Origin of the sequence: Streptomyces sp. A0642, assembly GCF_004795105.1 — a bacterium.
GTDB lineage: Bacteria > Actinomycetota > Actinomycetes > Streptomycetales > Streptomycetaceae > Streptomyces.
In genome coordinates this window covers 424774-449512 of record NZ_SSBL01000003.1, presented here as the reverse complement: position 1 = coordinate 449512, position 24739 = coordinate 424774, and the positions used below count along the sequence as shown (strand labels likewise).

The 24739-nt window shown below is 70.0% G+C and carries 19 protein-coding genes and 1 pseudogene; 10 read left to right on the top strand and 10 right to left on the bottom strand.

The genetic code is table 11. The annotated features are described in order from the left end of the window. Position 1: 1 nt before the first annotated feature. Both E6R60_RS37255 and E6R60_RS09080 read right to left on the bottom strand, forming a co-directional pair. Positions 2–246: pseudogene (locus tag E6R60_RS37255) on the bottom strand (hypothetical protein); the annotation flags it as partial. Positions 247–500: 254 nt separating this feature from the next. Then, positions 501–1004: an N-acetyltransferase gene (locus tag E6R60_RS09080; RefSeq protein ID WP_136325919.1), complete on the bottom strand. Its 504-nt coding sequence runs from the start codon at positions 1002–1004 to the stop codon at positions 501–503. Positions 1005–1537: 533 nt separating this feature from the next. On the opposite strand from E6R60_RS09080, the gene E6R60_RS09075 reads away from it, so the two are divergent. The 5 genes from E6R60_RS09075 (at position 1538) to E6R60_RS36975 (ending at position 9473) form a co-directional block, all read left to right on the top strand. After that, positions 1538–2722 carry an MFS transporter gene (locus E6R60_RS09075; RefSeq protein ID WP_136325918.1) on the top strand — a complete coding sequence of 395 codons (1185 nt, stop codon included), beginning with the start codon at positions 1538–1540 and terminating at the stop codon, positions 2720–2722. 138 nt (positions 2723–2860) lie between these two features. After that, positions 2861–4588 carry a SpoIIE family protein phosphatase gene (locus tag E6R60_RS09070; RefSeq protein WP_136325917.1) on the top strand — a complete coding sequence of 576 codons (1728 nt, stop codon included), beginning with the start codon at positions 2861–2863 and terminating at the stop codon, positions 4586–4588. 132 nt (positions 4589–4720) lie between these two features. Further along, entirely contained in the window at positions 4721–5140 is a 420-nt protein-coding gene (locus tag E6R60_RS09065; RefSeq protein WP_136325916.1) for an HIT domain-containing protein, read from the top strand. A gap of 991 nt (positions 5141–6131) precedes the next feature. Next, positions 6132–7697, top strand: coding sequence for a hypothetical protein (locus E6R60_RS09060; protein WP_136325915.1), 1566 nt, complete (start codon positions 6132–6134; stop codon positions 7695–7697). Between the two features lie 72 nt (positions 7698–7769). Beyond that, on the top strand, positions 7770–9473 hold the full coding sequence (locus E6R60_RS36975; protein ID WP_206309354.1) for a VCBS repeat-containing protein: 1704 nt from the start codon (positions 7770–7772) through the stop codon (positions 9471–9473). A gap of 450 nt (positions 9474–9923) precedes the next feature. On the opposite strand, the gene E6R60_RS09050 is transcribed toward E6R60_RS36975, so the two are convergent. Further along, positions 9924–10352 carry an ATP-binding protein gene (locus E6R60_RS09050; RefSeq protein WP_136325913.1) on the bottom strand — a complete coding sequence of 143 codons (429 nt, stop codon included), beginning with the start codon at positions 10350–10352 and terminating at the stop codon, positions 9924–9926. Between the two features lie 376 nt (positions 10353–10728). Beyond that, positions 10729–11490, bottom strand: coding sequence for a ZIP family zinc transporter (locus tag E6R60_RS09045; protein WP_136325912.1), 762 nt, complete (start codon positions 11488–11490; stop codon positions 10729–10731). A gap of 614 nt (positions 11491–12104) precedes the next feature. Here E6R60_RS09045 and E6R60_RS09040 point away from each other — a divergent pair. Next, the gene (locus E6R60_RS09040) at positions 12105–12452 is read left to right on the top strand and encodes a hypothetical protein (RefSeq protein WP_240802463.1); all 348 of its coding nucleotides are present in this window, start codon (positions 12105–12107) and stop codon (positions 12450–12452) included. A 226-nt stretch (positions 12453–12678) separates the two neighbouring features. On the opposite strand, the gene E6R60_RS09035 is transcribed toward E6R60_RS09040, so the two are convergent. The 5 genes from E6R60_RS09035 to E6R60_RS09005 all read right to left on the bottom strand — a co-directional run bounded on the left by E6R60_RS09035 (position 12679) and on the right by E6R60_RS09005 (position 19179). Continuing rightward, the gene (locus E6R60_RS09035) at positions 12679–14214 is read right to left on the bottom strand and encodes an alpha/beta hydrolase domain-containing protein (protein ID WP_136325910.1); all 1536 of its coding nucleotides are present in this window, start codon (positions 14212–14214) and stop codon (positions 12679–12681) included. Positions 14215–14892: 678 nt separating this feature from the next. Continuing rightward, complete coding sequence (locus E6R60_RS09025) at positions 14893–15294, bottom strand: response regulator transcription factor (protein WP_136325908.1); 402 nt, start codon at positions 15292–15294, stop codon at positions 14893–14895. Next, complete coding sequence (locus E6R60_RS09020) at positions 15291–16349, bottom strand: PAS domain S-box protein (RefSeq protein WP_206309353.1); 1059 nt, start codon at positions 16347–16349, stop codon at positions 15291–15293. Before E6R60_RS09020 ends, E6R60_RS09025 begins: the two co-directional genes overlap by 4 nt. A gap of 47 nt (positions 16350–16396) precedes the next feature. Further along, positions 16397–17053: a response regulator transcription factor gene (locus E6R60_RS09015; RefSeq protein WP_136325907.1), complete on the bottom strand. Its 657-nt coding sequence runs from the start codon at positions 17051–17053 to the stop codon at positions 16397–16399. Between the two features lie 872 nt (positions 17054–17925). Next, positions 17926–19179, bottom strand: coding sequence for a cation:proton antiporter (locus E6R60_RS09005; protein ID WP_136325905.1), 1254 nt, complete (start codon positions 19177–19179; stop codon positions 17926–17928). A 489-nt stretch (positions 19180–19668) separates the two neighbouring features. Between E6R60_RS09005 and E6R60_RS37770 the strand changes: the two genes are divergently transcribed. Further along, positions 19669–19797 (top strand): LPFR motif small protein, encoded by a 129-nt coding sequence (locus tag E6R60_RS37770; protein WP_276613944.1) that lies wholly within the window; start codon positions 19669–19671, stop codon positions 19795–19797. A 213-nt stretch (positions 19798–20010) separates the two neighbouring features. Here the strand turns inward: E6R60_RS37770 and E6R60_RS09000 are convergent, their stop codons facing one another. Beyond that, on the bottom strand, positions 20011–20829 hold the full coding sequence (locus E6R60_RS09000; RefSeq protein WP_136325904.1) for a class I SAM-dependent methyltransferase: 819 nt from the start codon (positions 20827–20829) through the stop codon (positions 20011–20013). A 418-nt stretch (positions 20830–21247) separates the two neighbouring features. Between E6R60_RS09000 and E6R60_RS08995 the strand changes: the two genes are divergently transcribed. The 3 genes from E6R60_RS08995 to E6R60_RS08985 are packed head-to-tail and all read left to right on the top strand — an operon-like array spanning position 21248 to position 24718. Then, on the top strand, positions 21248–22993 hold the full coding sequence (locus E6R60_RS08995; RefSeq protein ID WP_136325903.1) for a diacylglycerol kinase family protein: 1746 nt from the start codon (positions 21248–21250) through the stop codon (positions 22991–22993). After that, positions 22994–23947 carry a YihY/virulence factor BrkB family protein gene (locus E6R60_RS08990; RefSeq protein WP_136325902.1) on the top strand — a complete coding sequence of 318 codons (954 nt, stop codon included), beginning with the start codon at positions 22994–22996 and terminating at the stop codon, positions 23945–23947. Positions 23948–23953: 6 nt separating this feature from the next. Continuing rightward, positions 23954–24718, top strand: a complete 765-nt coding sequence (locus E6R60_RS08985; protein WP_136325901.1) for a phosphatase PAP2 family protein — start codon at positions 23954–23956, stop codon at positions 24716–24718. Positions 24719–24739: the final 21 nt, after the last annotated feature.

The following is a 24739-nucleotide window of genomic DNA, read 5'->3' as shown; positions in this document are numbered from 1 at the left end:
GCAGTGCCGGTTCGTCCGGCCGCAGCAGGAGGGCCGGCCGATAGGCCAGATTCCGTATCCGGACCGGCAGGCAGCCGTCCACCACGTGCGGGCAGAGTTCATGAAGCATGGCAAGGATCGCCTCCGCGTCGGCGAACGTCAGCTCCTCGACGAAGTAGTGCTCCCGGTGTTCGAGCCCGCACTCCGGCGTGGTCGGTACTCATCTCCGTAAAGACATGTGGCATGCTCCGTCAGGTTGTTGTGCATGGCCTGAAGCCCGGGCCGCCATGATCCGCCGGACAGCAGCTGACCAGGTCATCCGTCCGTACAGGCGACGGCCGTCGAGCCCGGCCCGTCGCAGGCCGGGGCGAAGTCGCGGGGCATCCCCGCCGCTTGATCCCGCGGTTCACGAGACAGCGCACAGCGCCCCGCACCGGCCCCTGGCAGTACGCCTCCGGCTTCCCGCCCCGGGTAGATGACCAGGGGAAAGGCCGCCCCGGGCCGGATACGACACAAGCTGCTTACGCGTCGGGGTGCGCCGGCAGGGCGAGCCAGTCCGACCAGGCAATCTCGCGGCCGAGGAAGCGCGGCTGCTCGAATGGCCAGTCGGCGGCGATCCACTGCGGCACCAGCTCGTCGAAGGCCTGCTCGACCTTGCTGCCCACCAGCTCGTCCACCACCCACCAGGAGATCTCGCCGTCCGCGCCGGCCTTCTCCGGCGGGTCGATGTAGACGCAGCCGAGCAGAGCTGTCTCCCCCGTGTCGAACAGCGCGTAGTTGAAAGACCGGTGTGCCGCGATCTCCTTCTCGTGCCGCAGCAGGTCGGCCTGGTCGGCCTCGTAGGTCATGGTGTCCGCGGGCCAGCCCCAGGCCGGGCCGAAGATGGTCCATAGCCGCTCGCGCGAACCCATCACCGCCGGATAGTCGAGCGGGGTGTCCGCCTCCCGGATCGGCCGCAGGTGATGGCCCCCGCCCGGCAGCGGCACCAGAACGGGATGGACGAAGTCATCGGGGAGCCAGCTCATGACGCCCGACCGTAGCAGCGCGCGGCCCTCCACTCCCCTGCATTTTTCCCGTACGCCGCCAGGCCCTGCTCTCCTGCCGGGCAGGGCCCGCGACCACCCCGTCGGGCTCCCGTTCGATCGCGGACTCCATGATCGGTACGGCAACGGCTTCGTGGACGCGCGCCAGGGACGGGAAGCAGGCCGGGCGGGAATTCCGGGAGCCGGACGACGAGCCGCTGGGCCCCTCCCCCGCACGCGCCCACGGAGTCGCCGGAGCGGGTCACCCTGCGGCGAGCTGAGTAACGCGTCGGCGATTCGCCCCGCCCAGTCCGAGCTGAACTACTGCTGGGCTGCTGCTGAGCTACTGCTGGGCTGCTGCTGCTCGAAAAGCTCTGGACGCTGCTCGGGAGCCCGGTCCGAGCCTGGACCCTCTCCGGCACTCCGGCCCCGGAGGAGTGCCCCTCCGGTACGCAGGGGGCTGTGGGCGTTAGGGTCGGCCTTCGGCCACCGCGCGCACGTCGACGGAGCAACGGCTCGACCCAAGAGGGGTATGCGTGAACATCGTCGTGCAACGCGGTGCGATCGCCGCGGTGCAAGTGCTCGGACTCGCCGTGTGGTTCTCCATGTCGGCGGTGGTTCCCAGCCTCCGGGCCGACTGGGGGCTCACCGCCGGCGGTGCGGTGTGGCTGACGGCCTCGGTACAGATCGGTTTCGTCGTCGGAGCCGTGGCCTCGGCCACTCTGAACCTGGCTGACCGCATCCCGTCGCAGCGTCTGCTCGCCGCCAGTGCAGCGGCAGCCGCCGTCTGCACGGTGGTGCTGGCCCTCGTCGCCGACCAGCTGGCCGTCGCCATCCCGCTGCGTTTCATGACGGGCATGTTCCTGGCCGGCGTCTACCCCACCGGTATGAAGCTGATGGTCTCCTGGTCCGGCAGCGCCGGACGGGCCAGGACCATGGGCGTCCTGATCGCCGCCCTCACCCTTGGCTCCGCGCTTCCTCATCTGATCGCCGGGGTGGGGTCCCTGCGCTGGCGTGACGTGCTGCTGGCCGCAGCGGCAGCTGGATTCGCGGGTTCCGCCATCGCTCTGCTCCTCGTCCGGCCAGGGCCCTACGCGGCGAAGTCCGCTCCTGCACGCAATCCCAGGTATGCGCTGACCATGTTCACCGAGCGCGGGCCACGGCTGGCCAACCTCGGCTACTTCGGGCACATGTGGGAGCTCTACGCCCTGTGGACCTGGATCCCGTCCTTCCTGCTGGCCACGCCTGCCGCCAAGAGCCTGCCGGGTTCGGTGGAGATCACCGTGTTCCTCACCATGGGGCTCGGCGGAGCTGCCGGATGCCTGCTCGGCGGCTGGGGCGCCGACCGTTTCGGCCGCCCACCCGCCGCCATGACAGCCCTCCTTCTCAGCGGCCTGTGCTGCCTGGTCTCCCCCTTCTTCTTCCACGCCTCCGCGCTGCTTCTGTTCGCCTTCTGTACGCTGTGGGGTGCGGCCGTGATCGCGGACTCGGGGGTGTTCTCAACATCACTGAGCGAGGTCGCCGATCACCGCTACATCGGGACGGCCCTCACCGCCCAGACCGCGATCGGATTCGCGCTGACGGTCATCACCATCCAGCTCACCCCTCTGCTGGCCGAGGCCGCCGGCTGGCGTCACGCCTTCCTCCTCCTGGCACCCGGGCCGCTGGCGGGTGCCCTCGCCATGCGGGCGTTCGGTAGGTACTCGAGCGGGAAACCCTGATCGTTCCGTCGAATCGGCTCCCGGTCGCGAGAATGAGATTCTGAAGAGGAGCCTTCGGCGCATGGCGAAATGCGGTGGGGGTACGCGATCCGTTTGGGGCTGGAGCCCCTTCGATTCAGGACTTGAATGAGGAGGGACATGGACGACGTCGCCGTTCCCGGGGAGAATGTTTTCCCGTCCGGGCACCAGGCGCGTTCTGGCGCCCTGCTCGGGGAAACCCTGGAAAACCTGCTGGTGTCCGCCATCGCGGTCGATGACGACGGCCTGATCGTCGCGGTCAACACCGCAACCCAAAGGCTGCTGGACAGGGACGTTTCCGATCTCGTCGGCCAGGACCTCCACGACCTGCTCCACAGGGACGAATACGGGCACGCTGTGCCGCGCACCCGCTGCCGGATGAGGAAAGCCCTCCTCACGGGCGACACGGGACATGGCGACGCCGAGTGGTTCGCCCGCGGGGACGGCACTCTCGTGCGGCTGTCCTGGCTGGTCACGCCCTGCGCGCCCGGCCCGGGCGGGGCAGGTGCGCTGGCGCTGCTGTACGAGCCGACGCGGCCGACCGTCCTGCCCGACGAGGGCGGGCCTTCCGCGCCGCTGACGGAGCTGGACCGGCTGGCCCTGCTGGCGGAGACGACCACGCAGCTCACCTCCACCCTGGACGTGGACGAGGCGCTGCGCCGGCTGGCGGCTCTGACGGTGCCCCGGCTCGCGGACTGGGCCGTCTTCGATCTGATCACTGAGCGTGACGAAGTGCGACGTGTTCTCGTGGTGGAACACAAGGACGGCATCCTCGTCGAGCGGGACGATCTGCAAGGCCCGATGCCTCCCGTGCCGGCAGAGTCGCCGATGCCCCTGTCACGGGCCCTGCGTGGCGCCGCATCCTCCCTTGCCGGTCCCGCCACCTACCAAGGGCCGCCCGACTCCGGCATCGCGGTCGAGCAGCAGGCGCTGTTCACCGCGACCGGGATGCACTCCGCCGTCATCGCGCCCATTCGCGGACTGCGTGACGTCCTCGGCGCCCTCACCCTGGGCCGCGCCGAGCGTCACGACGCCTTCACCCCCGCCGACCTGCCGCTGCTGGAGGACCTCACACGCCGGGCAGGGCTGGCGCTGGACAACGCGCGCCTGTACCAGCGCCAGCGCAAAGTCGCCGAGACCATGCAACGCCACTTGCTCCCTCAGCTGCCCGTCCTGCCCGGGCTGGAGATGACCGCGCGTTACCTACCCGCTCCGGACGCCTCGTCCGTGGGCGGTGACTGGTACGACGCCTTCGCTCTGGCTGCCAACGCCCACGCCCTGGCCATCGGCGACGTCGTCGGACACGATCTCGACGCCGCGGCGGGCATGGCGCAGGTCCGCAACATGCTGCGCGCCTTCGCCTGGTCCCACCCCGAGGCCGCACCCAGCGCCGTCGTCACACGGCTCGACGAGGCAGTGATGCACATCGCCGAGGTACCCATGGCCACCATGATCCTCGCCAGGCTCACCCTCGGCGAAGACGCCCTGTGGCGCCTTCGCTGGACGAACGCCGGCCACCCACCGCCCCTGCTCGTCACCCACGACGGTCAGGCCCGCTACCTCGACCAGGGCCACGGCATACTCCTCGGCACCGGAGTCACCAGACCCCGCCCCGACGCCGTCACCGTCCTGCCGGAACAGGCCACGCTTCTGCTCTACACCGACGGACTGGTCGAGTCCCCACACCACTCCCTCGATCACGGGCTCGACCGGTTGCGCCGCCACGCGGCCTCCCTCGCCCACCGGCCTCTCGACTCCTTCTGCGACCTGGTGCTGGACCAGGTCCGGCCCAGCGACAACGATGACGACGTCGCGATGATCGCGCTGCGCACCCCCCGCATGCCCTGACCTGTCCGTTCTCTTCCCCTCAGCGGTACGTGGGACTGCCCGACGGCAGGCCGCGCGGCCCGGCGGATCTGGCCGGATCAGCGGATCGAATGGGCTGGCGGGTGCCGACCGGGCCTGGCAAAGTCGGACCGTATGGAATGCGTCTTCTGCAGTCTGATCCGCGACGGCACCGCGCGTTGGGTGATCCGCGGTCCTGTGGTCTCCGCGTTCGCTCCGTTGAACCCGCTCGCGCCAGGTCACACCCTGGTGATTCCGACGACCCACTACGCCGACATCTTCGAAACGCCGCCGGATGTCCTGGCCGGCACCATGACGACGGTCCAGCTGCTTGCCTCGAAGATGCGGTCCGGGTTGAAGGCCGGAGGCGTGAACATTCTCAGCGCCAACGGGCCAGGATCTGAGCAGTCGATACCCCATGTGCACTTTCACGTGGTGCCCCGCTGGGCAGATGACGGGTTGTCAACCTGGCCGTCGCGCCAGTCCCGGCACGAGGTCGCCGGCGACCCTGTCGCACGGCTTGTCGATGCCCTGTCGGACAGTCACCCGAGTTGAGCGCACCGCAGAAGTCGAGCCAGAACCCGTCAACCGACGCAGCCGCGTTCTTTTCTGGCTCCCTGGTGAAGCCACCCGACGTGTGAGAGCTCAGAACATCCCTGGCACTTTGCCCTCATGAGTTCTCTGCCGCGTCGAGTGCGGTGTCAGACCCGGGAGCGATGATCGGCCCATGCTGCAAGCGAGAGATGAACACGGTCGGCAGGCTGGGAATCCCGAGCCGTCAGCGATCAGCCGGATGGTGGCGAACCTCGGCCGGGGCAACGCCTTCGTGATCGTCGAGCGAGTCGACGGCGACGCGGACGGCGACTGGTACGTGCAGGTGTGGTTGAGGGATGACAACACCTAAGGGCTGTCCCGCAATTCCTGGTGGATCAGCGCGCGGCGTCAGATGCGGTGCATCGCAAGGCGGAGAGGCGCCCGCATACTGGATGTATTCGGGCGTTTCGACAACGCGGCGAGGTGCCGTAGCTGGCGTCGCGCGCCCGCCAGGAATTGCGGGACAGCCCTTAGCAACTGGAATTCCGGGAGGGGACCGCGGCGGAGCACTACCAGACCCGAACGGTCTCCCAGGAAAAGGTGATCGCTGCCTTGAGCGGATGGACTCAGGGGCGTCCGGAGTGGAAGGAAGCCTTCATGTGGAACAACATCAGCACCTTGTTCGCGGACGGGGCCGGGCCTGGGAGCCTGCTCACCCCTCGAGACGGCTGATACCGGCCACGTCCACACCCCTTGCACCGTGCAGGCCGCCGACCGCGGTTTCGCCGACGCCCTGACGACCGCCTTCCTACGCCACCGATGTTCTGCTCGCACGGAGGTGAAGATCCCTCCAGGGAGTCGCGTACCCAGGGCAAGGGCGCTCCAGTTCAGCATCCTTTCTCTCCTGACCTGGCGAATCGCCTGGAACCATCAGTTGACCGGCTCCGGGGATGCAGGTGATAGTGACGCGCGGCCGATTACGTATCGGCCTGTGCACCAGGGGTGGGAACACATGCAGGACAGCACAGAGGCCGCTCCCGTGCGCGCCGGAGAAGACGAGCTGGAATCAGCGGCGGAGCGAGCGCAAGCCGCTCTGCTGGGCGGACGGCTCGCCGCTGCCCGGGGCGCGGCGGAAGGGGCACTGAAGCAGTGCGGGCCGAGTCCTGCCTTGTATGCGGTTCTGGGCCGCGCCCATGCGGCGGAGGACGAGGACGATCACGACGACCGGGCGGAGACGGTCTACCGAAGCGGTCTCGCCGCTTTTCCGGACGACCCCGATCTGCTGGCCGGCTACGCCGAACTGTGCCTGCGGAGCGATCCCTTCGACCGCCCTGCCCGTCACGGCCGCGGACCCGGTCTGGTCGAACGGCTCCGCGAGGTGGCTCCCGGTTCACCCCAGGCCCTGCGTCTCGAGCAGGCCGCGGCCGACCGGGGCCGGCCTTCCTCCGGTACCGGGATCAGACCTCCGTCCCCGTCCCGGGTGCAGCGTCATGATGTCCGTGAAACAGTCAGGACGACTTCGAACCTCGCTGCTGCCGCAAGGGGTGCGCAGGAGCAGTCGGGGCGGGAACCATACGATCTGCGCCTCGCGGTGCGTGCCGAGACTCTTGCCGTTCTCGCCCGGCCGGGGAGGGGCCTCCTGGTTCGGATCCTGATGGCGCCCCTGCTCAGTCTGCCTTTGGGTGCGGTGCTCGTGAGCGCGATCGTGCTGGCTCGCCCGGCATTCCACCTTCCGGCGTGGGTGCCGCTGCTCGGACTGGTCGTCTGCCTTCCGTACGTCGTGCTCTCGCTGATGCTGCGTGGCGCCCGCAAGCGGGCGGAGTTGCGTGGGCCGGCCACCGCGCCGATCGCCGACCGCACCAAGGAAATGGATGCGGCACCGGCCGGCGCAGCAGAGAACGCCCCTGGTTCGGACGGTGGCCCGCAGCACCGGCCGAATGTTCAGGTGTCGCCCTGCCCGCCGCCGCCGGACGCGGCCCCCCGGCGGCACCGGGTGGTCGCTCTCACCTCCGCGGCCGTTGTCGTGGCGTCCGTGACGGGTTCGCTGCTCTGGTCGAACGCTCAGTACCGGTCCTATCCGCGCTACACGACGTCGGCGCCCGCGTCCTTCCGTGGCGCCCCGTTGCTCACGGGCCATCCGGTTCAGGCGCTTCTTGAATCCACCATGGCCACGGAGTGGAGCACGGGAGACGGCCGGACGTTCTCGTACGCGTACGGCCGATCACCCCAGGCGCTCGTGCCCGCCACCCTCGTCTTCGGCGCCACCGGCGACTTTCACGAGGCATCGGCCGATGTCGCCAGGTTCTTCGAAGAAGGACTGCGGTTCGCCGGTAACACCCCGACACATGCCTGGACCGCCGACGCGGGCCGACTCGGCGGCTGGCTGAGGTGTGTCACCTACGCAGGTCCGCTCGGCGACGCAAGTACAGCATGCTCATGGGCCGACAAAGGCGGCCTCGCCACCGTCGTGCTCAATGAAACAGGGCTGAGCCACGAAGCCGCAGCCTCCTCCACCCGTTCACTGCTCGCGACCCTCCTGCACCGGACCGACCGGCGCCAGGCCCCCACTGCTTCTTGACCTCGCGTTGCCCTCACCGCCCCGTTGGCCATGGTGTCGGGCTGCGCAGCCTCCTACTCTCCAAGGACAGACATGCCCAGACACAAGCACATCGGCCGCGTGGCCGCTGTCGGAGGTTCCCTCAGTGCGCTTGTGGCAGCCGCCACCGGCATCACTCCCGCACCTGCGGTCGCCCAGGACCTCCCCATCGTTCACGTGAACAATGTCGTCCTGAGGCCGGATAGCACCTGGGGGGCCGGTGCGGCCGCGCCCGGGCCCGTCCTGGACGGCACCATGGTCTACGCATACGCCACCAAGCCGCTCACCGGCACTCCCGGTGACGGTGCCGGACTCCCCGCAGGCCTCACCTTCGGGGCCCAGAAGGTCTGCACACCCGCCCCGCAGGCCATTGCCGTCTACCTGTGCCGGGTCAGCGGCGACCGTGACCACTTCGCTCCGGTCGTCACCATCCCCGCGGACACGCCTCACGACACCATGGGCTACTACGGCGCCGTCTACGCACCGACCGGCGCCGACCTCACCGCCGCTGTTCAGGCCGCACAGACCGCCGGCGCCACACCGGCTGACGGCACGCACGGCGCCGGGACGTTCACTGTGAAGAGGCCCGAGCACGTCGCTCAGAACAGCCTCGCCTTCAACGCCCCCGACATCGAGGCCGGCAAGTCGTCGCCCCAGACACTGCGCGTGCACGCAGTCGACGGCGGGCACCTGGATCTGTGGTTCGGCCCCGCGCCCGAGCAGTACGGATGGAGCAGCCACGGGGTCGATATCCGCGTGACATCGGTGACGGCAGGAGAGTCCGCGAGTTGTACCCACCGGAACGATTCGCTGACCCTGGGGATCGTCCTGCTCACGTGCGATCTGACGCCCGGTGACACCGAGATCACCTACACGCTCACCTCGGCGCCCGGCACGGAAAGCTGGCACATCCAGGCCCACGCCTCGTATCGGGTGTACTCCTGGGGCCGGGACGACCTGACCGCAGACGCCGTCTTCGCCGTCAACGGCCTTCCCGTGCGGGAGCGTCACTCGCTCCTGGCCCGTGACACAGCGGGCAAGCTGTGGCTGTACCAAGGCACCGGCAACGGGGCCGCGCCCTTCCGCACCCGCAGCCTAGTCAGCAGCGGCTGGCAGACCTACAACGTCCTCACCAAACTGGCACCGTGGTCATCCGACAAGGTGGCCGGCGGCCTCGTCGGCCGCGACGCCTCCGGAACCCTGTGGTACCACCAGGCCAAGAGCGCCGGCCCGTTCGCGGCGAAGGTCCGCGTCGGCGGCGGCTGGAACACCTACAACCAGCTCAACGGGGCCGGGGACCTCACCGCCGACGGCAAGCCCGACCTCATCGCCCGCGACACGGCCGGGACGCTGTGGCTCTACCGCGGAACCGGCAACAGCACCACTCCCTTCGCCACGCGCGCCATGATAGGCAAGGGGTGGAACTCCTACAGTCGGCTCGCCGGCACCGCCGACCTGACAGCAGACGGCAACCCCGACCTCATCGCCCGTGACAACGCCGGGACACTGTGGCTGTACCGCGGCACCGGCAAGGCCTCCGCCCCCTTCGCGACCCGCAGCAAGGTCGGTGCCGGGTGGAACACCTACAACCAGCTCACCGCCACGGGTGACCTGACTGCTGACGGCAAGCCCGATGCCGTCGCCCGTGACACGGCGGGAACGCTGTGGCTCTACCGCGGCACCGGCAAGGCCTCCGCCCCGTTCGCAGCCCGCACCAGGATCGGCAGCGGCTGGAACACGTACAACTCCTTGAACTGAACCGGCGATCCGACGACTCGCTCACGGGCTGCCTCGGCGATCTCTTCACCGCAGGCAGCCCAGCTCAGCACGCCGGCAACTGCACGATCCGACCCGCCGCTGAGCGTGCCCCCGGATGTCCACATCCGCAGGTCGCCGGGCTTTCGCGCCGAGCAGGGCGGGGGGGGCCGACGCGTGGAACGCGGATCTCCTCAAGCACAGGCACGAAACGGGAGCAGTCTGCCTGCTGTCGAGCGGTGATGAGCAGGGACATGGGACGGCCATTGCCCCCAGTGCAGTCAGGTGGCTCGCGCTGGTGAAACCGCCGCGCGAACGGCCAGGCGCTCCCACCCCGCATCACCTCCCCCAGGGGTGCGGCCAGGGCTCTCCCCCGGCGTCTCGCCCGGGTCGGCTCGGTCACGGGCCGTGCGCGGGCCCGGTGAGCGCCTGGGGTTACAGCTCAGCGGAGCTCTACCAGGCCGTGTGACCGCCGGGATTCAGGTCGGCGCTGTCGAGAAGGGAAAGGCGGACGACCAGCCGCTTCCCGACTGGTTCACGGCGGATCTCGAAGCTCTGGCAGACCATGAGGACGAGTTCCAAGCCGTGCTGACCGACGCGAGTCGGGTCGGTGGCGGAAGCGGCGGGAAGCACGGCGCCGGAGTCCCACATGGTGATGCTCAGCGTGATCCCGTCGGATTCGAGGTCCAGCAGACACGGACCCGGAGCGTACTTGCAGACGTTGGTCGCAAGTTCACTGACCACCAACTGCGCGACGTCCGTCGCCCGGTCGGACACCGGCCAGCCGTGGAGGAGGTGGGCCTGCGCGAGGAAGTCCCGCACGAACCCGCGGGCACGGGCGATCTCGCCGGAAGCCATGTCGTACGCCGCACTGCTGCGCATGGTGCCTGTTTTGCCGCGCCTTTCATCCGTGCTGTCGTCAACCTCCTGCTGGTACATGAATCTCCCGTCTGGCTGGCTGCTGCAGACCGCAGCACCACCCCACTACCCCGTCCTGCGAGCTTCAAGCCGGCCCTTTTCCGCGTGGCCAAAGGAGGCGTCGGCCACGATCTCCGCGGCGGAGGAAAGCCCGATCAACACCTCCCACCTGCAGGGCGATCCGGTCCGCAGTGGCGAGCGCGAGTCGTCCGCTGTCCCCTGTCCCGTGTGTCGGGAACAGACCGGATCCTCGCCTGCACGGGATCCCCTCCACTGGCGTTAACAGGCGGGGGCCGTGAGCAGGGCCCCGTCCGTGGCGACCACACCGTAGGCGGCGTGGTCAGGTGTGGGAAAGGGCGAAGGAGACGAGGAAGCCGCTTACCGTGACGAGGCCGATGGCCAGGTGGGCGTCCTGGAACGCTTCGGGGATCATCGTGTCGGCGACCATCGCGAGGATGGCTCCGGCGGCGACGGCGGTCACACCGGCGATCACCGCTGGGGAGAAGCCGCCGATCACGCTGTAGCCGAGGACCGCGGAGAGGGTGCTGGCGGCGGCGATGGCACCCCACACCCCGAAGACGTAGGCCTTGCCGCGGCCGGCCTTCTTCATTCCGGCGGAACTGGACAGGCCTTCGGGGACATTGCTGATGAAGACCGCCGCCACGGTCACCATGCTCACCGCTCCCCCGTCGAGCAGGCTCACACCGATGACCGCCGACTCAGGCACGCCGTCGAGCAGCGCACCAAAGGCCAGTGCGAGGCCCGAGCCGCTTTGCTGGGCTTCGGAGGGCTGGGCCTGCTCCTTCTGGTGGCCGGATCGTTTGCGGTGCCGAGCGCCCCGGCCCGCCAGCCACATGTTGCCGCCGGTGTAGGCCAGGGCACCAGCCAGCGTGCCGACCGCCGCGGGCGTGAGTCCCGCCTGCTCGTACGCTTCCCCGACCAGTTCGAAGCTGACCGCGGACAACAGGACCCCGGCCCCGAAGGCCATCACCGTCGCGATCACCTTCTGCGGAACCCGCAAGCCGTATCCGGCCGCCGCCCCGACCAGCAGCGCCGAGCCCGCCACCAGCCCCCACATACCCGCCTGAACCACTTCTGTCATGACCACATGGGTACCCGGCACCAGGGGCCTCATGTGCACCTGCAACAGGGCGGGCCACCTGACGGCTTCGCAGCACCGGCGAGGTCTCCACCCACCCGGCACATCGAAAGGCTTGTGCGGCCTGCTCCGGACCGGGCCGGCCCGGCTCTCATCGACCAACGCACCAGCCAGACCGCACTCCCGAGCCGCCCGGAAGGCGGACGCGGGAGCACCGCAGTGCTGCCGGCTGGTCAGGGATCCCGGCGTGAAGCCTGTCCTCGCCCCCGTGGCAGGGAGTACGGCTCCGGCCACCGCAGCCCAGAGCCGGGTCGCGGAGGGGGCATTTGCTCAGCTGCACGGCCGTCCCGGGCCCGTCGCTCGCCGCTTCGCCGCGAGAGCCGCGACGAGACTCACGAAGCCTGCTCACCCTGGACTGCCGCCCATCGGCGTACGGCGGATGACCGCGGGTCAACGCCGTCCCGCTGACGACTTCGTGCGCGATTGAGGTCGGGCGTCCGTAAGGGAGGATGGGCCCCGTGCACGCGCTCTTCGATCAATCCGACGTCCGTCGTGTCCCACGGGGCGCGTACCCCTTGTGGGACGGGGCTCTCGCGGTCCTCAACCAGGACGTGGCCGTGACTCTTCCTGAGCACGGACCCCTGCAACTGCTGGCCCAGCCCTCCTACGAGGCCGGCGAGCCGGAGTGTGTCTACGTTGCCCTGGCCAACGGCGAGTGGCACGGCAGTCATCTGTACCCGAAGACGGCAGAAGACTCCCCCCATGCCTTGGCGATCGTGGCCGAGGCCGCGCAGGAAACCGTCGCTGAGCGTCTGTGGCAGGCGTGGCCTCTGTGCGCCGAACACAACCTGGGCATGCATGCGCGCGACGTGGAGGGGCTGATCTCCTGGTGGTGCGCCGGGAGGCGATCGCGGGGCGGACCGGGCCACGTCTGTGCGGCCGTGGGAGCGCTCTCCACCTGGTGAGCGCCGTGATGGTAACGGGGCTGTGCGGGCCGCACGTTGATGTGCACCGACCGGACATCAAGAAGGCCACCGTCGCCCCATCGCTTGAAGGTCCTGGAACCGAGGGGAGCGCCAACGCACCGCAGCCGGACGCCGTCCGCTGCCCCGAGCCGCGGTGGTACCGGGGCAGGGGTAGCGGACGGCCCGGCTGCTGGTGGGTCAGCCGCCGATTACCGAGTGCTGCGGGTCAGCCGCCGATTCCCGAATCCTCCGCGGCATCGACGACCGCGGCCCCGTCCTCCGGCAGCAAGTACCCGGCGTCGACGGACCTCTGCGCGGCCGTGCGCACCTTGCCCACATAGTCGGCGTGCGTCGGGTAGAGCCGGCTGAGCACCGGCTCGGCCGTGGCGGGGAAGAAGGGGTCGGACGGATCGCCGTCGTCGTGCCGGTCCCAGGCGTCGGCGTCGCCGTTCCACGGATCGCGGGCGCCGTACAGACCGCAGAAGATGCCGCTGCCAGTGGTGTCACGCGAGCCGGTGAGCGTGCGGGTGGGCACCGTGACGTCCGGGAGGCGGACACCCCCGGTGGCCAGGCCGGTGGCAGGGTCGCGCAGGACGGTGTTCAACGGCTGGCCGCTCGGCGGCCGCGCACCGCCCCGCGCCCAGACGGCCAGGTGGCGCAGTGCGGCGTTCATCGCCCAGTGGCCGGGCCCGTCGTTGAATGGAGCCGACCCGGCGGCACAGTCGGCCGACGGCGCGGCCGCGCCCGCGGACTTCTGCAGCGTGGGGCCGCCGAGATCGAAGGCCCACTGATCGCCGTGCGCGGTCCCGGCCAGCTCCCAGTGCACGACGCTGGTGGTATCCGGCTGCCGGGCGATCGCAGCGGCCGGCACATCCGTCTCCGTGAGCACGACGAACGTCGGCACCGCCAGGTCGCTTCTGATCCGCGACGGGTTGGGCATCAGCAGGGTGTCGGCGAGTACGCCGCTGATGGGCGAGGCGATCGCGCTGTTGCTGTGCACCATGAAGCCGTCGTAGACCTTGGACACCGGCTGGACCGCGTTGACGTACGTCGTCATGAAGCCCGCCGACTGCGACTCGCCGTCGGCGAGCAACGTCCGGACCGGGAGCCCGCCGAGCGGGCTCAGCCCGTTCGGGGCGCGTAGTGCCTGGCCCGCCTGGGAGAAGATGTCGTAGGCGAAGGCGTCCCCCGGGTGGACGAGACTGCCGTACCGGGCCGGGTCCCAGCCCTTGAGGCCCTTGATCTCGCCCCGCCCGCCGTTGACCCCTACGGCCTGGGCCGAGACGCCGACCCAGGCGTAGCCCTCGCGCAGCAGTTCCTCGCGCTCGAACCAGTAGTCCGGAGAGAGGTCGAGCTGGCCGCTGACGTTGAGCCACTCCACGACCACCGTGCCGTTGAACTTCGCCGGATCGGCGGGGCGGCGCACCAGCAGGCGGCTCTTGTACGGGGCGGTGCCCGACGCTCGGACGTTCCATCGGCCGTCCGACGTCCACAGGCCCGACTTGGCGTAGGACGTGGCGGTGCCCGAGATGAAGTACTCGCTCTCCGCGTAGCCGAACGAGCCGAGGTCCTCCGCCGCGGCGAGGAACGGGAAGCCGTGAGTGCCGGTGGGCGGGAGAGTGACCGTGGGGCTCGCAGCCGCGGCGGCGGAAGCCTCGGCCGGGGCGGCCGGCGGGGCGACGGCGAAGAGCGCGCCGCAGAGCAGCGCCCCCAGCGTGGTGGCGGTCAGTGACCGCCGGGATAACCGAGCAAGCATGCGCATGGATGGCCTCCGTGAATGCGTGTCCCAATGGGCTGACCGCAGTCTCGACGGGCCGGGGCGGGCTGCCATCGGTGAATCCACCAGCGTCCCAGGACCGGTGACGGACGACCGGTGACAGGTGACCGGGGACCTCTGACAGGCCAACGGTGACGGACGACCGGCGACAGGCGACCGGGGACCTCAAACAGGCCACCGGCAACACAGCACCGGCGACCTGTCCCAGCCCTCAGCCCCTCGGCCGAACCTCCCTGTACGCGCCGCTCCGTTCGGTGTCCGGCCCGTGCCAGGTCGCACCGCCCGACGGCCCCGTCTGGTGGCGGACCCGAATAGATGAAGTAGAGGGGCACTTCGACGAGGAGAGCGACGGCGGCGGCGATTCCCGCGCCGCCCGTCAGGCACCTGGCCAGCATGTCGTTCATGAGGTTCTCCGGATTCTGCGTGTGGTGGGTTCCCTACGCCATGAATCCTCTCGCCGGCAACGCTGACGGTCCCTGGGTCTGAGCACCGGATCAAAGGTGGTCCTAAGGGCTGTCCCGCAATTCCTGGCGGGACAGCCCTTAGCAACACCGACCACCGTCGGCGGCCTGAACGCGATCGCGTTCTCGGCGCCCGCTCGTGGACACGGTGGGGGGTTCCAGGGCAGCCTGAAAGCACGTCAGCCCGTTCTCGTGCCCCTCCCTATCGAGATGCCGCCGCTTGGCGCAGGGCCCTGATAAGTTCCCGGTTGCTGGCGCCTTTGAGTACGTAGCCGCACACACCGGCGTCCATCATCCTCTCGACGGAGCCCTTGTCGTCGTACGCGGAGAACGCCACGATTCTGCTGGCGGGGGAACACCGGGCGATGTCCCTGGCGACGGAGGGGCCCCCACCGGGGAAGCGGACGTCCAGGATCACGAGGTCCGGTCGATACCGGTTCGCCAACTGCAGCGCCTGCTCGTCGTTGCGCGCGGTGCCGACGACCTCGAGGTCGGGCTGGGCCTGAACGACCTCGCCCAGGACCTCCAGAAGCATCACGTTGTCGTCGCAGAGGATCACGCTGAGCGGTGGGACGGGGGAGCCGCCGGGTGCCTCCTCTGTCACGGCGAACCGTCCACCGGCGTCGAGTCGGGTAGCGGATGGGGATCGGGTACCCAGAACTCGACCGTCGTGCCCGCACCGGGCCGGCTCCGCATGGACCACCAGCCTCCTGCCGTCTCGGCCCTCTCCCGCATCTCGATGACCCCGAAGTGTTCGCGGGTGCCGTCCTCCGACCTGGGCGCGCCGGTCCCGTCGTCCTTGACCCGAGTCAGTACGCCCCTGTCGACCGATTCGACGCTGATGTCGACCCTGCTCGCGCCGGCGTGCTTGTGGACGTTCAGCAGGGTCTCCTGGACGATCCGGAAGATGGTGATGGCCGTCTCGGGCGGAGGCTCCCGGTCAAGCCGGTGTTCGAACGCATAGGGCATCCCCCAGGATGAGCCCACCACGTCTTCCAAGTGGCTCGCGAGTCCTTCGACGAGGCCGTGCCGGTCGATGCCGGGGGGATGCAGCCGGAAGGTCAGGCTGCGGAGCCGGCCGATCGCTTCGCGGACCGAGGTATCGAGACGCTGCAGTTCTGCGGCGTGTGGCTCCGGCACGCGGTCCGCGAGCAATTCCAGCCGCATTCCGACAGCCACCATCGCCTGTATGGAGTCGTCATGGACGTCCCACGCGATGCGGCGTCGTTCCGTCTCCTGAGCCTGGACCAGGTGGTCGAACAACCGGCGTCGCTCCGTGAGGGCATGCTGCGCGGCCCGCCGTTCGGACATGTCCCGGGTGACCTTGCCGAAACCCTGCAGCACGCCCTTTTCGTCCCACAGGGCGGTGATGACGACGTTCGCCCAGAACCGGGAGCCGTCCTTGCGGACGCGCCAGCCCTCGTCCTCGAGTCTGCCTTCGGCCACGGCGGTCTCCAACTCCCATTGCGGCTTGCCCGAGGACTGGTCCTCAAAAGGGTAGAAAACCGAGAAGTGGCGGCCGACGATGTCCTCTGCCCTGTATCCCTTGATGCGTTCCGCGCCGGCGTTCCAACTGATGATGTAGCCCTGCGGGTCGAGCATGAAGATGCCGTAGTCCAGGACTCCTTGCACCAGCAGGGTGAAGGCCGCGTCCGACAACGGAGCCGGCGGCTTTCTCACCGACGTGCGTTCCTGTGGCTGCCGCGTCACTTGAGGAGTCCTTCACGGCGCGCGACCGTCACGGCCTCCAACTGGGAACGCGCCCCCAGCTTTTCCAGCACCCGTTGGACGTGGTTGCGCCCTGTGTTGAGGGCCACTCCGAGCTGCTCGCTGATCTTCGCGGTGCTGTGCCCCTCCCCCAGCAGATGAAGGGTTTCCCGTTCCCGGGGAGTGAGGTTCGCACCGAGCCCCGGGGTCCGGCCGGTCAGCCGTTCCAGCACGTCGCCCAACAGGTCCTGGCTGAACGCCACCTCACCCGCTGCGACCCGACGGACCGCCTCCTCCAGTTCCCTCAGTCCACGAGCCTTGAGGATCAGGCCTGCCCCGCCCAACTCCGCGACGCGCGCCGCTACCGATGCGCTGCCTTCGCCCGCCAGTACCAGGACACGGGCGTCCGGCACGAGTGCCAGCAGATCGGCGATGGCGCTGACGCCGTCACCGTCCGGCAAGCGCCGGTCCATCAGTACGACGTCCGGCTCGCATCGCCGTGCGTCGGCGAGCGCGGACGCCACCGACGCCGCCCGCGCCACGATCTGCAGATCGGGCGAGCGCTCCAGGGCGAGGCATATCGCCTCGGCCACCATGTCGTGGTCCTCGACCAGCAGGATCCTGACCGGCCGGCTGGGGGAGAAAGCTGAGGGCATCGGTGCATCCTTGCAGGGGGCGGATCGCATGATCATGCCAGTCTCCGGAGCTGCGACTCCGCGGTGGCCACCGCTCGGACACCACGCCGTGCTGCGGCGGTTCCCGAAGCCCGGTGGGGCGACTCCGTATGCGTACTCCTCCCCGTGAAGAGCTCTTCGGCCCCGATGAGGTGGAGCAGCCGCCCCAGCTGGGGCCCCACTCCCTCCACAGTGAGATCCGCGCCTGTCCGGAGAACGGCAGTCCGCGCCCTGTACAAGGAGCTCAGTCCGGCACAGTCGCAGAAGGAGACACCGGTCAGATCCAGGCAGAGACTCGTCGCCTCCTCCTCCAGGCACGCACTCACCGCCTCCAGGACGGCAGGGGCGGAATCCAAGTCGAGCTCACCGGCGAGGGTCACTCGCGCGATGCCCGAACGCACCGCGAAGCGCGACGTGAACGGATGAGCGGTCACAGCGTCTCGCCCCTCTCCGTGCTCACGCGCGGCACGGGCACGCGCCACGTGGTCCCGCGCACCCTGTCCGCCAGGGGTCTCCTCGTGGTCAGCCGCCGCATCACTACCCCATAGTGTGAGGACATCAGTTGAGCCCTAGTGAATCTGCACTAGTCGCGGACGTCAACACTCGCCAACAGATCTGGACAGAAAACGAGCCACCGAGGGGCGTGGGTGGAGGCGCCCATCCCGCCCGTGCGGCGGTTTGCCCTTGCGGGAGAGGCGTCAGGAGCGTGCTTTCGGCGGGTGACGGCCGGAAGTTCTCGTACGAGACCTCCTCGGGCCCTCCGGCCCGTGCGGTGCGTGCGTGCCCGGCGTCGCGCGCCAGGGAACCCTGACTGCCGCGGCCCCGAGGTCCCGCCCTTCCTGGCGGGACACCCCTCAGGGAATCCTCGCCTTCCCCTGATCCAGGCGCCTGATCACGGGCGCGCCGGCAGCGCCGTGCAGGAGCACGGAGGCGAGGACCGTGAAGGCCGCGACAGCCCAGAGTTCGTCGGCGTACCCGGCGAAGGACCCTTCACCGAGCGCGTACGCGAGATAGAAGAGCGATCCGATCCCCCGGATGCCGAACAGGGCCGTGACGGCGCGCTCTCGCCGCGTGGACGGGAAGCCCAACTGGGCGGCTGCACCGGCCAGTGGTCGGATCACGACGAGGAGAGCGATCCCCAGGAAAGCACCTTGCGGGCTGAGGACCGAGAAGCCGTCGGCGACCAGATAGCCGCCGAGGAGGAAGAGCAGCACCGCAGTCAGCAGTCGCTCGATCTGCTCGCTGAAGCCGTGCAGCACTTGGTGGTATCCATGACTGCGTTCGGCCGCCCGGATGGTGCAGGCCGTGACGAACACCGCGAGGAACCCGTATCCGTGGACCAACTCGGCGATCCCGTAGGCGCTGAAGGTGGCGCCGAGCGCGGTGAAACCTTCCATCTGGCGCGAGAGGCGAACGTGGCGGGAGCGGAAGAACAGCCAGCCGAGGAGGCGGCCGACGGCCACTCCCGCGATCAGCCCGACGGCTGCCCGCAGCAGGACGTCCGCCAGCAGCCAGTGGCCGATCCAGCCCGCGGACCAGCCGTCACCGGCCGCAGACGCCAGGGCGACGGCGGCGAGTACGAACGGCAGGGCGAGCCCGTCGTTGAGACCCGCCTCGGACGTCAGCGTGAAGCGCACCTCCTCCTCGTCCTCCTCGTCCTCACCGCTCGTGGGCTCCCCGACCCGCACTTCCGCGGCCAGCACGGGATCGGTCGGCGCCAGCGCCGCCGCCAGCAACAGGGCGACCGCCGGAGGCCAGCCCATGAGCCACCAGCCCAGCATCCCCATGGCGGCGATGGTGAGCGGGAGGGCAAGCCCCAGGAAGCGCCAGGCCCCTGCCCATGCACGCCAGCCGAAGGGCCTGTCGATCGCCAGGCCCGCGCCCATCAGCGACACGATCACGCAGACCTCCGTCACGTGCTCCACCCAGACCCGGTCACGTACGGGGTCCACGACGGGCACGCCGAGCGGCAGCAGGGCGACCACCGCGCCCGCGAGGGCGAACACCATGGGCAGGGACAAGGGACGCCGGCGAACCACCGGGGGAAGGACGGCGGCCATGAGGATGCCTATGCCCGCTGCCATATATATGCCGTGCGCCAACGTCATTCGAATCCAGGTGTTCCGTCGGTTCATGCCGCAAGCAGACGAATGAACCGTCTGCGGTCGCGGCGGGAGGAACACCCGGATACCCCGCTCATCGGCGCCCACGCCCGCTGCCCACACGAGACCGCTCCCTCATCGCCCCCGGCCAGGGCTTCCGACGTGCTCGTGACGCCGGATCCGCCCGTCATGGCCGACGCATCCGGCTCCGCCGAGGTCGGAGGGGGCGGCCGCTCGGCTTCCGCAGTGGTCCTTCTACGACACCGCCCGGCTTGGGAGCCCCATGCACGGGAGCCTCGCCGCCGGACTGCGTCTCTCGGAAATGGGTGTCCCAGGGGCCATAAGGGTCCTATTTCCCGGGGCAGAAAGCTGATCCGTCATAGCGGCGCTCACTCTCATCTGTTTCCGGCCTTCCGGGCCGGGTATGCGCCGGATAACAGTCCACCGAAACAGTCATTTTCGGTTGTCGCACAGTATTACTACGGAGGTTCCACCGTGCTGAAGGCAATTGCAGACGTTCTCAGGACCATCGGAAGCGCCATAGCCACGGTCGTCACGCTTCCGTTCCGCGCCCTTGCGAAGCTCTTCGGCGGCGCGTCCAACAGCGCCCACGGCCACCATTGATCCCGAGGGGAAGCGACAGAGCAGCCCTTCCGTCTTCCCGAACGAGCGGACGACCCCACCGGCCCGTGACGTCGGCCTGCGGAGGTGCTGACTTCCGCGGGCCGGCTCAGGTGCTCGAATGCCTGCGCCGGGGCGCAAGGCATCCCCGGCGCAGGCATTCGAGCACCTGAGCCGGCATCCCCAGCGGCCTGAGCGGGGCCGGTCGGCGGCTGCTCATCCCCCGCCCTCGCCGGGCTTGCGGCCCCAGGCGGTGAGCATGCCGGCCGACAACGCGGCGCATTCGCCGGAGCCCAGATACCGGGCCGCCGCGTCGATGGCCGCGTCATCGACGAGCCCGGTGGCGACCATCGCCGCTCTGCTGCGCTCCCACGTATCCGCCCAGAACCTGCTGAGGGCGCTGCCCGGCAGCAGCGGCGGCACATGGATCTCGGCGGCCACGGACTCGAGCCCCACCCCGCGCAGCACCTGCGGGTACGACGGCACCCAGTCGACATCGGTGCCGATCGTGGTCCGGAGCCCTTGCCACATCGCCCGCATCACCGCGGTGTACGGAGTGTCGGGTGCCCGGTCACTCGTCAGGTCGACCGCGTCGCTGAGCACCAGCACTCCGCCCGGCGTGACGAGATCGGTCAAGGCCCGGACGACGCGGGCGCGCTCGGGCAGGTGCATCAGGACGAAGCGCGCGTGGACGAGCTGGAACGGGCCGGAGACGAAGTCAGGGGCGGTGACGTCGGCCTCCAGCACGTCGAGCCCCGGCACGGAGCGCTCGGCGAGAAACCGCACGTCGCGGTCCACGGCGAGCACGCTCTCCACCCCGGCCTCTTCGATCAGCCGGCAGGAGACCGTTCCCGTTCCGGCCCCCACGTCCAGGCAGCGCCACCCGGGGCCGGCCCCGATCGCCCGCAGCCGGGCCATGGTGAAGTCGTTGTAGGCGAGCGCCCCGAAATCGATGCGCTCGTCCTCCCCCGCCTGCTCGGGCCGGAAGAACGCCTCACCGTACCGGCCGCCATCGGGCACGCCCCCGGCGCTCACACCGCCCCCTGGGCGAGGCCACGCGCCTCGTCCTTGCCGGGTCCCGGCGGGCCGGCGGGGAAGGACGGGAACAGCGGGGCGCGCAACGGTTTCATGACGCTCTCTCTTCACGCGGTGGGGTGGTGCCGGGGCGGCGCGTCCTGAGACCCACGCCCCACCGATCCTCCCCCTGCGGTCGTCGTCACGGCCGAGGCGCGCCGCGCCGGGCCCACTGAGCCCTCCGGAAGCCCGGCACGTGAAGAGCCGTGCGGGCGGGTGGCGGCCGCCGGGCACCTGCGCCCACCGGAACGTCGGAGACGCGAAGTCGAGGAGGGTGTGCCTGACGGGCGTATTCCGGGGCAGATGGCGAATCACCAGGAGGTCCGAGCCCTCGGCCGGCCACCACCGCAGTCCGCTACGCCGAAAGGTTCGGAGTCCCATGCCTACTGCCCTGCCGGAGAGACCGGTCCGAGCGACCGCGGAACCCGCTGCCTCCTCCCGCCCGGGGCGGTCGCCCGCCCTGACCAGTGGCAGCTGGCCGGCCGCGGGCCGGATCGGCGCGATGACCGTCTGCCAGGCCGCGCTGATGGTGGGGCTCGGACTCCTGATCACCGGACCCGCCAACGGAGTGTGGCCGCTCGACAGTGAGGACCGGGTCAACGAGGGTTTCGAGCGCCTGCGCACGGGAGCCCTCACCCACGCGTCACTCATCGCCTCGGAGGCCGGCAACACCGCCACGGTGGTCATCCTCACCGTCCTGGCCTGTATGGGGCTGATCCTGATACCGCGGCTGCCCAAGTGGCGGGAGGCGGTGTTCCTCGCCGTCTCCGTCTCCCTTCAGGCGCTGGTGTTCCTGGTCATCTCCACGTGCGTGGACCGCGACCGGCCGGATGTGGACCGCCTCGACGCCTCGCCGCCGACGGCCAGTTACACCTCCGGTCACACGGGGGCCGCCACGGCGCTCTACGCCGGTCTCGCCGTTCTGGCGCTCTCCCGCATCCGGGGCCCCTGGCGCAAGGTGGTCGGGGGACTGCTGCTTCTCGTACCGCTGCTGGTGGCGGTCGCGCGTCTCTACCGGGGGATGCACCATCCCACCGATGTCCTCGGCGGACTTCTGAACGGCAGCCTCTCGCTTCTGATCGTCGGCCGCTCCCTGATGACCGGCGGCCACATCCCCGCCCCTGCTCCGGCGAACGCGATGGACATAGCGCTGGAGGCGGCGGAGCAGCGCTCCGCACGCGTGGCGGGCCACACCGTCGTGATCGTCAACCCGACCGTCACGGACGAGGCGGAACGCGACCGCCTTCGGCTGGTCCTGGAACAACACGGTCATCATGCCGCGCAGTTCGTCGCCACCACGGCCGACGATCCAGGGGGCGGCCAGGCCGCCGCAGCGGTTCGTGAAGGCGCCTCCCTGGTCGTGGTGTGCGGGGGCGACGGAACGGTCCGGACGGTGGCGGACGCCCTGGCCGGCACCGGGGTCCCGCTGGCCGTGGTGCCGTGCGGAACCGGCAACCTGCTCGCCCGGAATCTCGGGCTGCCCCTGAAGGCCGCGGCCGCTCTGGACGCCGCGCTGTCGGGCGCCCCCCGCCGGATCGACGTGGGGCGGATCGAGGGAGACTCCCTCCCGGCCACCCGTTTCACCGCCATCTCCGGCGCCGGCCTGGACGCCGCGATGCTCGAGAACACCGGAGACCGCGCGAAGTCGGCCCTGGGCTGGCCGGCCTACGTGGTGGCCGGGGTCAGCAGTCTGCGGGCGCCGCGGATGTCCGTGTCGATCCGGCTCGACGGCGGGCCCGTCCTGCATCGCACCGCCCGTACGGTTCTCCTCGCCAACATCGGCCGGGTGCAGGGCGGAGCCGCCCTCGTCCCGGCCGCCGAACCCGACGACGGGGTACTCGATCTCGCCGTCTTCGACCCGCAGGGTCCCACCGGCTGGCTGCGTGCGGCGGGGATACTGCTGCGGGGCCGTTCGCGTGCACCTCGCCCCGCGCAGAGCAGCTTCCCTCCCGCCGACGCCACGGGCACCCCGGTGGAGTACTTCACCTTTCGCCGTGCCGAAATCCGCTTCTCCCCGGTGCAGCCGCGCGAGATCGACGGAGATCCGGTGGGGCCGGGCCGGATGCTCGTCGCCGAGGTCGAGCCCGGCGCCCTCACCGTGCTCCTGCCGTCCGGGGGTGAGTGAATGGGAACCGCGACCCGCGTTCCACAGACCCGCGACATGTCCGGTGACGAGCTCTCCGCCGACGAGGCGCTGGCGTCGCTGCGCCGCTACGGCGGCTGGCCGCTGGTGCGTGATTCGTTCATCCGTTTCCGGTACGCCGACGGTTTCAGCCACTCCCGCGCGCTCGCGCTCCAGACCGTTCTCGCCGTGATACCTCTCGTCATCGCCTTCGTCGGCCTGTCCGCGTCACTGCACACGGAGGACGTGGGGAGGCTGGCGGAACTGACCATCCACCGCATCGCCGCGGGACCGAGCGCCGAGGTGGTGGACGACGCTCTCGAACGGAGCAGGCGGAACGCCGGAGAGGGCTCTGAGCTCACGCTCTGGTTCGGTCTGGCCTTTTCGCTGGTGAACGTCACCACGGCGATGTGCCAGATCGAACGCGGCGCCAACCGGATCTACGGGGTCGAACGTGACCGCCCGTTCCACCTGAAGTACTTCCGCGGCCTGGTCATGGCGCTGGCTGCCGGGATCCCGCTGGGTCTCGGCTTCGTCCTGATGGTGGTGGGCGGGGACCTGGCCGCCGCCGCTGTGACGGTCTACGGTCTCGACGACAGTGCCGGGAACTCCTGGGACCTGCTGCGCTGGCCGTGCGGGCTGCTGCTCGCCCTCATCTCCGCGAGCGCGATCTTCCGTCGTTCCCCTCGGCGCAAGCAGCCGGGCTACACCTGGCTGGCGTTCGGGGCGGCCGTCTACCTGGTGCTGTGGACCGCGCTGACCTGGCTGCTCAGTCTCTATCTCTCGGTCAGCGGTTCCTTCGACACGGTGTACGGCCCTCTCAGTGCCTTCATGTCACTGCTTCTCTGGGCCTATCTGACCTCCATCGCCCTCTTTCTCGGCCTGTCCTTCGCCGCGCAGCTGGAAGCCGCGCGTGCCCGGCGGCCCGGCCCCATCCACCCCGACCCGGGAGCGTGATCAGTGATGCGAGCGACCGGCCTGCTGCTTCGTGAGCGCCGCGCGCGGGCGGACCGCAGATTCGGCATCCGGCTGTTCGGCGCTGTCGCCGTCGCCGCGCTCTCCGCGGTGCCCTTCGGTCTTCTTCTCGTACTCGTCGAGGGCCGATGGCGCCCCCTGCGCGTGATGGACGCGGGTGCGGCGAGGCGGCTGCACGAGACCGCGCTCGCGCATCCCGGGTGGACGAGCACCCTGCGCTTCCTGTCCGACTGGGTTTGGGATCCGGCGACGCTGCGTTGTGTGGTCGCCCTGCTGACGGCCTGGCTGCTCTGGCGGCGTGCCTGGCGGCTGGCCGCCTGGTCCGGGGTGACGGCTGTGGCCGGCGGCCTCACAGGGCTGCTGGTCAAGACCGTCGTCGAACGGGCCAGGCCCTCGTTGGCCGACCCGGTGGCCCAGGCGCCGGGGTTCTCCTTCCCCTCGGGCCACGCGATGACCGCCACCACCTCGTTCGCCATCCTGATGCTCGTGCTGCTGCCGCTGGTGTCTCGGGGCTGGCCGAGAGCCCTGTGCTGGGGTGTGTCGGTCCTCTCGGTGGTGGGTGTGGGCTTCACCCGGGTCGCGCTCGGCGTCCACTGGTTCAGCGACGTGGTGGGCGGCTGGCTCCTGGGTGCGGCCGTGGTGGCGTCGACCGCCTGGGCCTTCGAGGCCTGGCGCGCCGACTCCGGACGCCGCCGCAGCTCGATGGCCGAGGGTCTGGAGCCCGAACTGAGCGAGGCCGTACCGGAGCGATGAGCGACGGGGCCTCTCCCCGTA

What these genes read in the sequence shown, in the direction of transcription:
- E6R60_RS09080 (WP_136325919.1), bottom strand. Translation starts at nt 1,004, where the DNA reads ATGAGCTGGCTCCCCGATGACTTCGTCCATCCCGTTCTGGTGCCGCTG.
- E6R60_RS09070 (WP_136325917.1), top strand. Translation starts at nt 2,861, where the DNA reads ATGGACGACGTCGCCGTTCCCGGGGAGAATGTTTTCCCGTCCGGGCAC.
- E6R60_RS09065 (WP_136325916.1), top strand. Translation starts at nt 4,721, where the DNA reads ATGGAATGCGTCTTCTGCAGTCTGATCCGCGACGGCACCGCGCGTTGG.
- E6R60_RS09060 (WP_136325915.1), top strand. Translation starts at nt 6,132, where the DNA reads ATGCAGGACAGCACAGAGGCCGCTCCCGTGCGCGCCGGAGAAGACGAG.
- E6R60_RS36975 (WP_206309354.1), top strand. Translation starts at nt 7,770, where the DNA reads ATGCCCAGACACAAGCACATCGGCCGCGTGGCCGCTGTCGGAGGTTCC.
- E6R60_RS09050 (WP_136325913.1), bottom strand. Translation starts at nt 10,352, where the DNA reads ATGCGCAGCAGTGCGGCGTACGACATGGCTTCCGGCGAGATCGCCCGT.
- E6R60_RS09045 (WP_136325912.1), bottom strand. Translation starts at nt 11,490, where the DNA reads ATGACAGAAGTGGTTCAGGCGGGTATGTGGGGGCTGGTGGCGGGCTCG.
- E6R60_RS09035 (WP_136325910.1), bottom strand. Translation starts at nt 14,214, where the DNA reads ATGCGCATGCTTGCTCGGTTATCCCGGCGGTCACTGACCGCCACCACG.
- E6R60_RS09015 (WP_136325907.1), bottom strand. Translation starts at nt 17,053, where the DNA reads ATGCCCTCAGCTTTCTCCCCCAGCCGGCCGGTCAGGATCCTGCTGGTC.
- E6R60_RS09005 (WP_136325905.1), bottom strand. Translation starts at nt 19,179, where the DNA reads ATGACGTTGGCGCACGGCATATATATGGCAGCGGGCATAGGCATCCTC.
- E6R60_RS08995 (WP_136325903.1), top strand. Translation starts at nt 21,248, where the DNA reads ATGCCTACTGCCCTGCCGGAGAGACCGGTCCGAGCGACCGCGGAACCC.
- E6R60_RS08990 (WP_136325902.1), top strand. Translation starts at nt 22,994, where the DNA reads ATGGGAACCGCGACCCGCGTTCCACAGACCCGCGACATGTCCGGTGAC.
- E6R60_RS08985 (WP_136325901.1), top strand. Translation starts at nt 23,954, where the DNA reads ATGCGAGCGACCGGCCTGCTGCTTCGTGAGCGCCGCGCGCGGGCGGAC.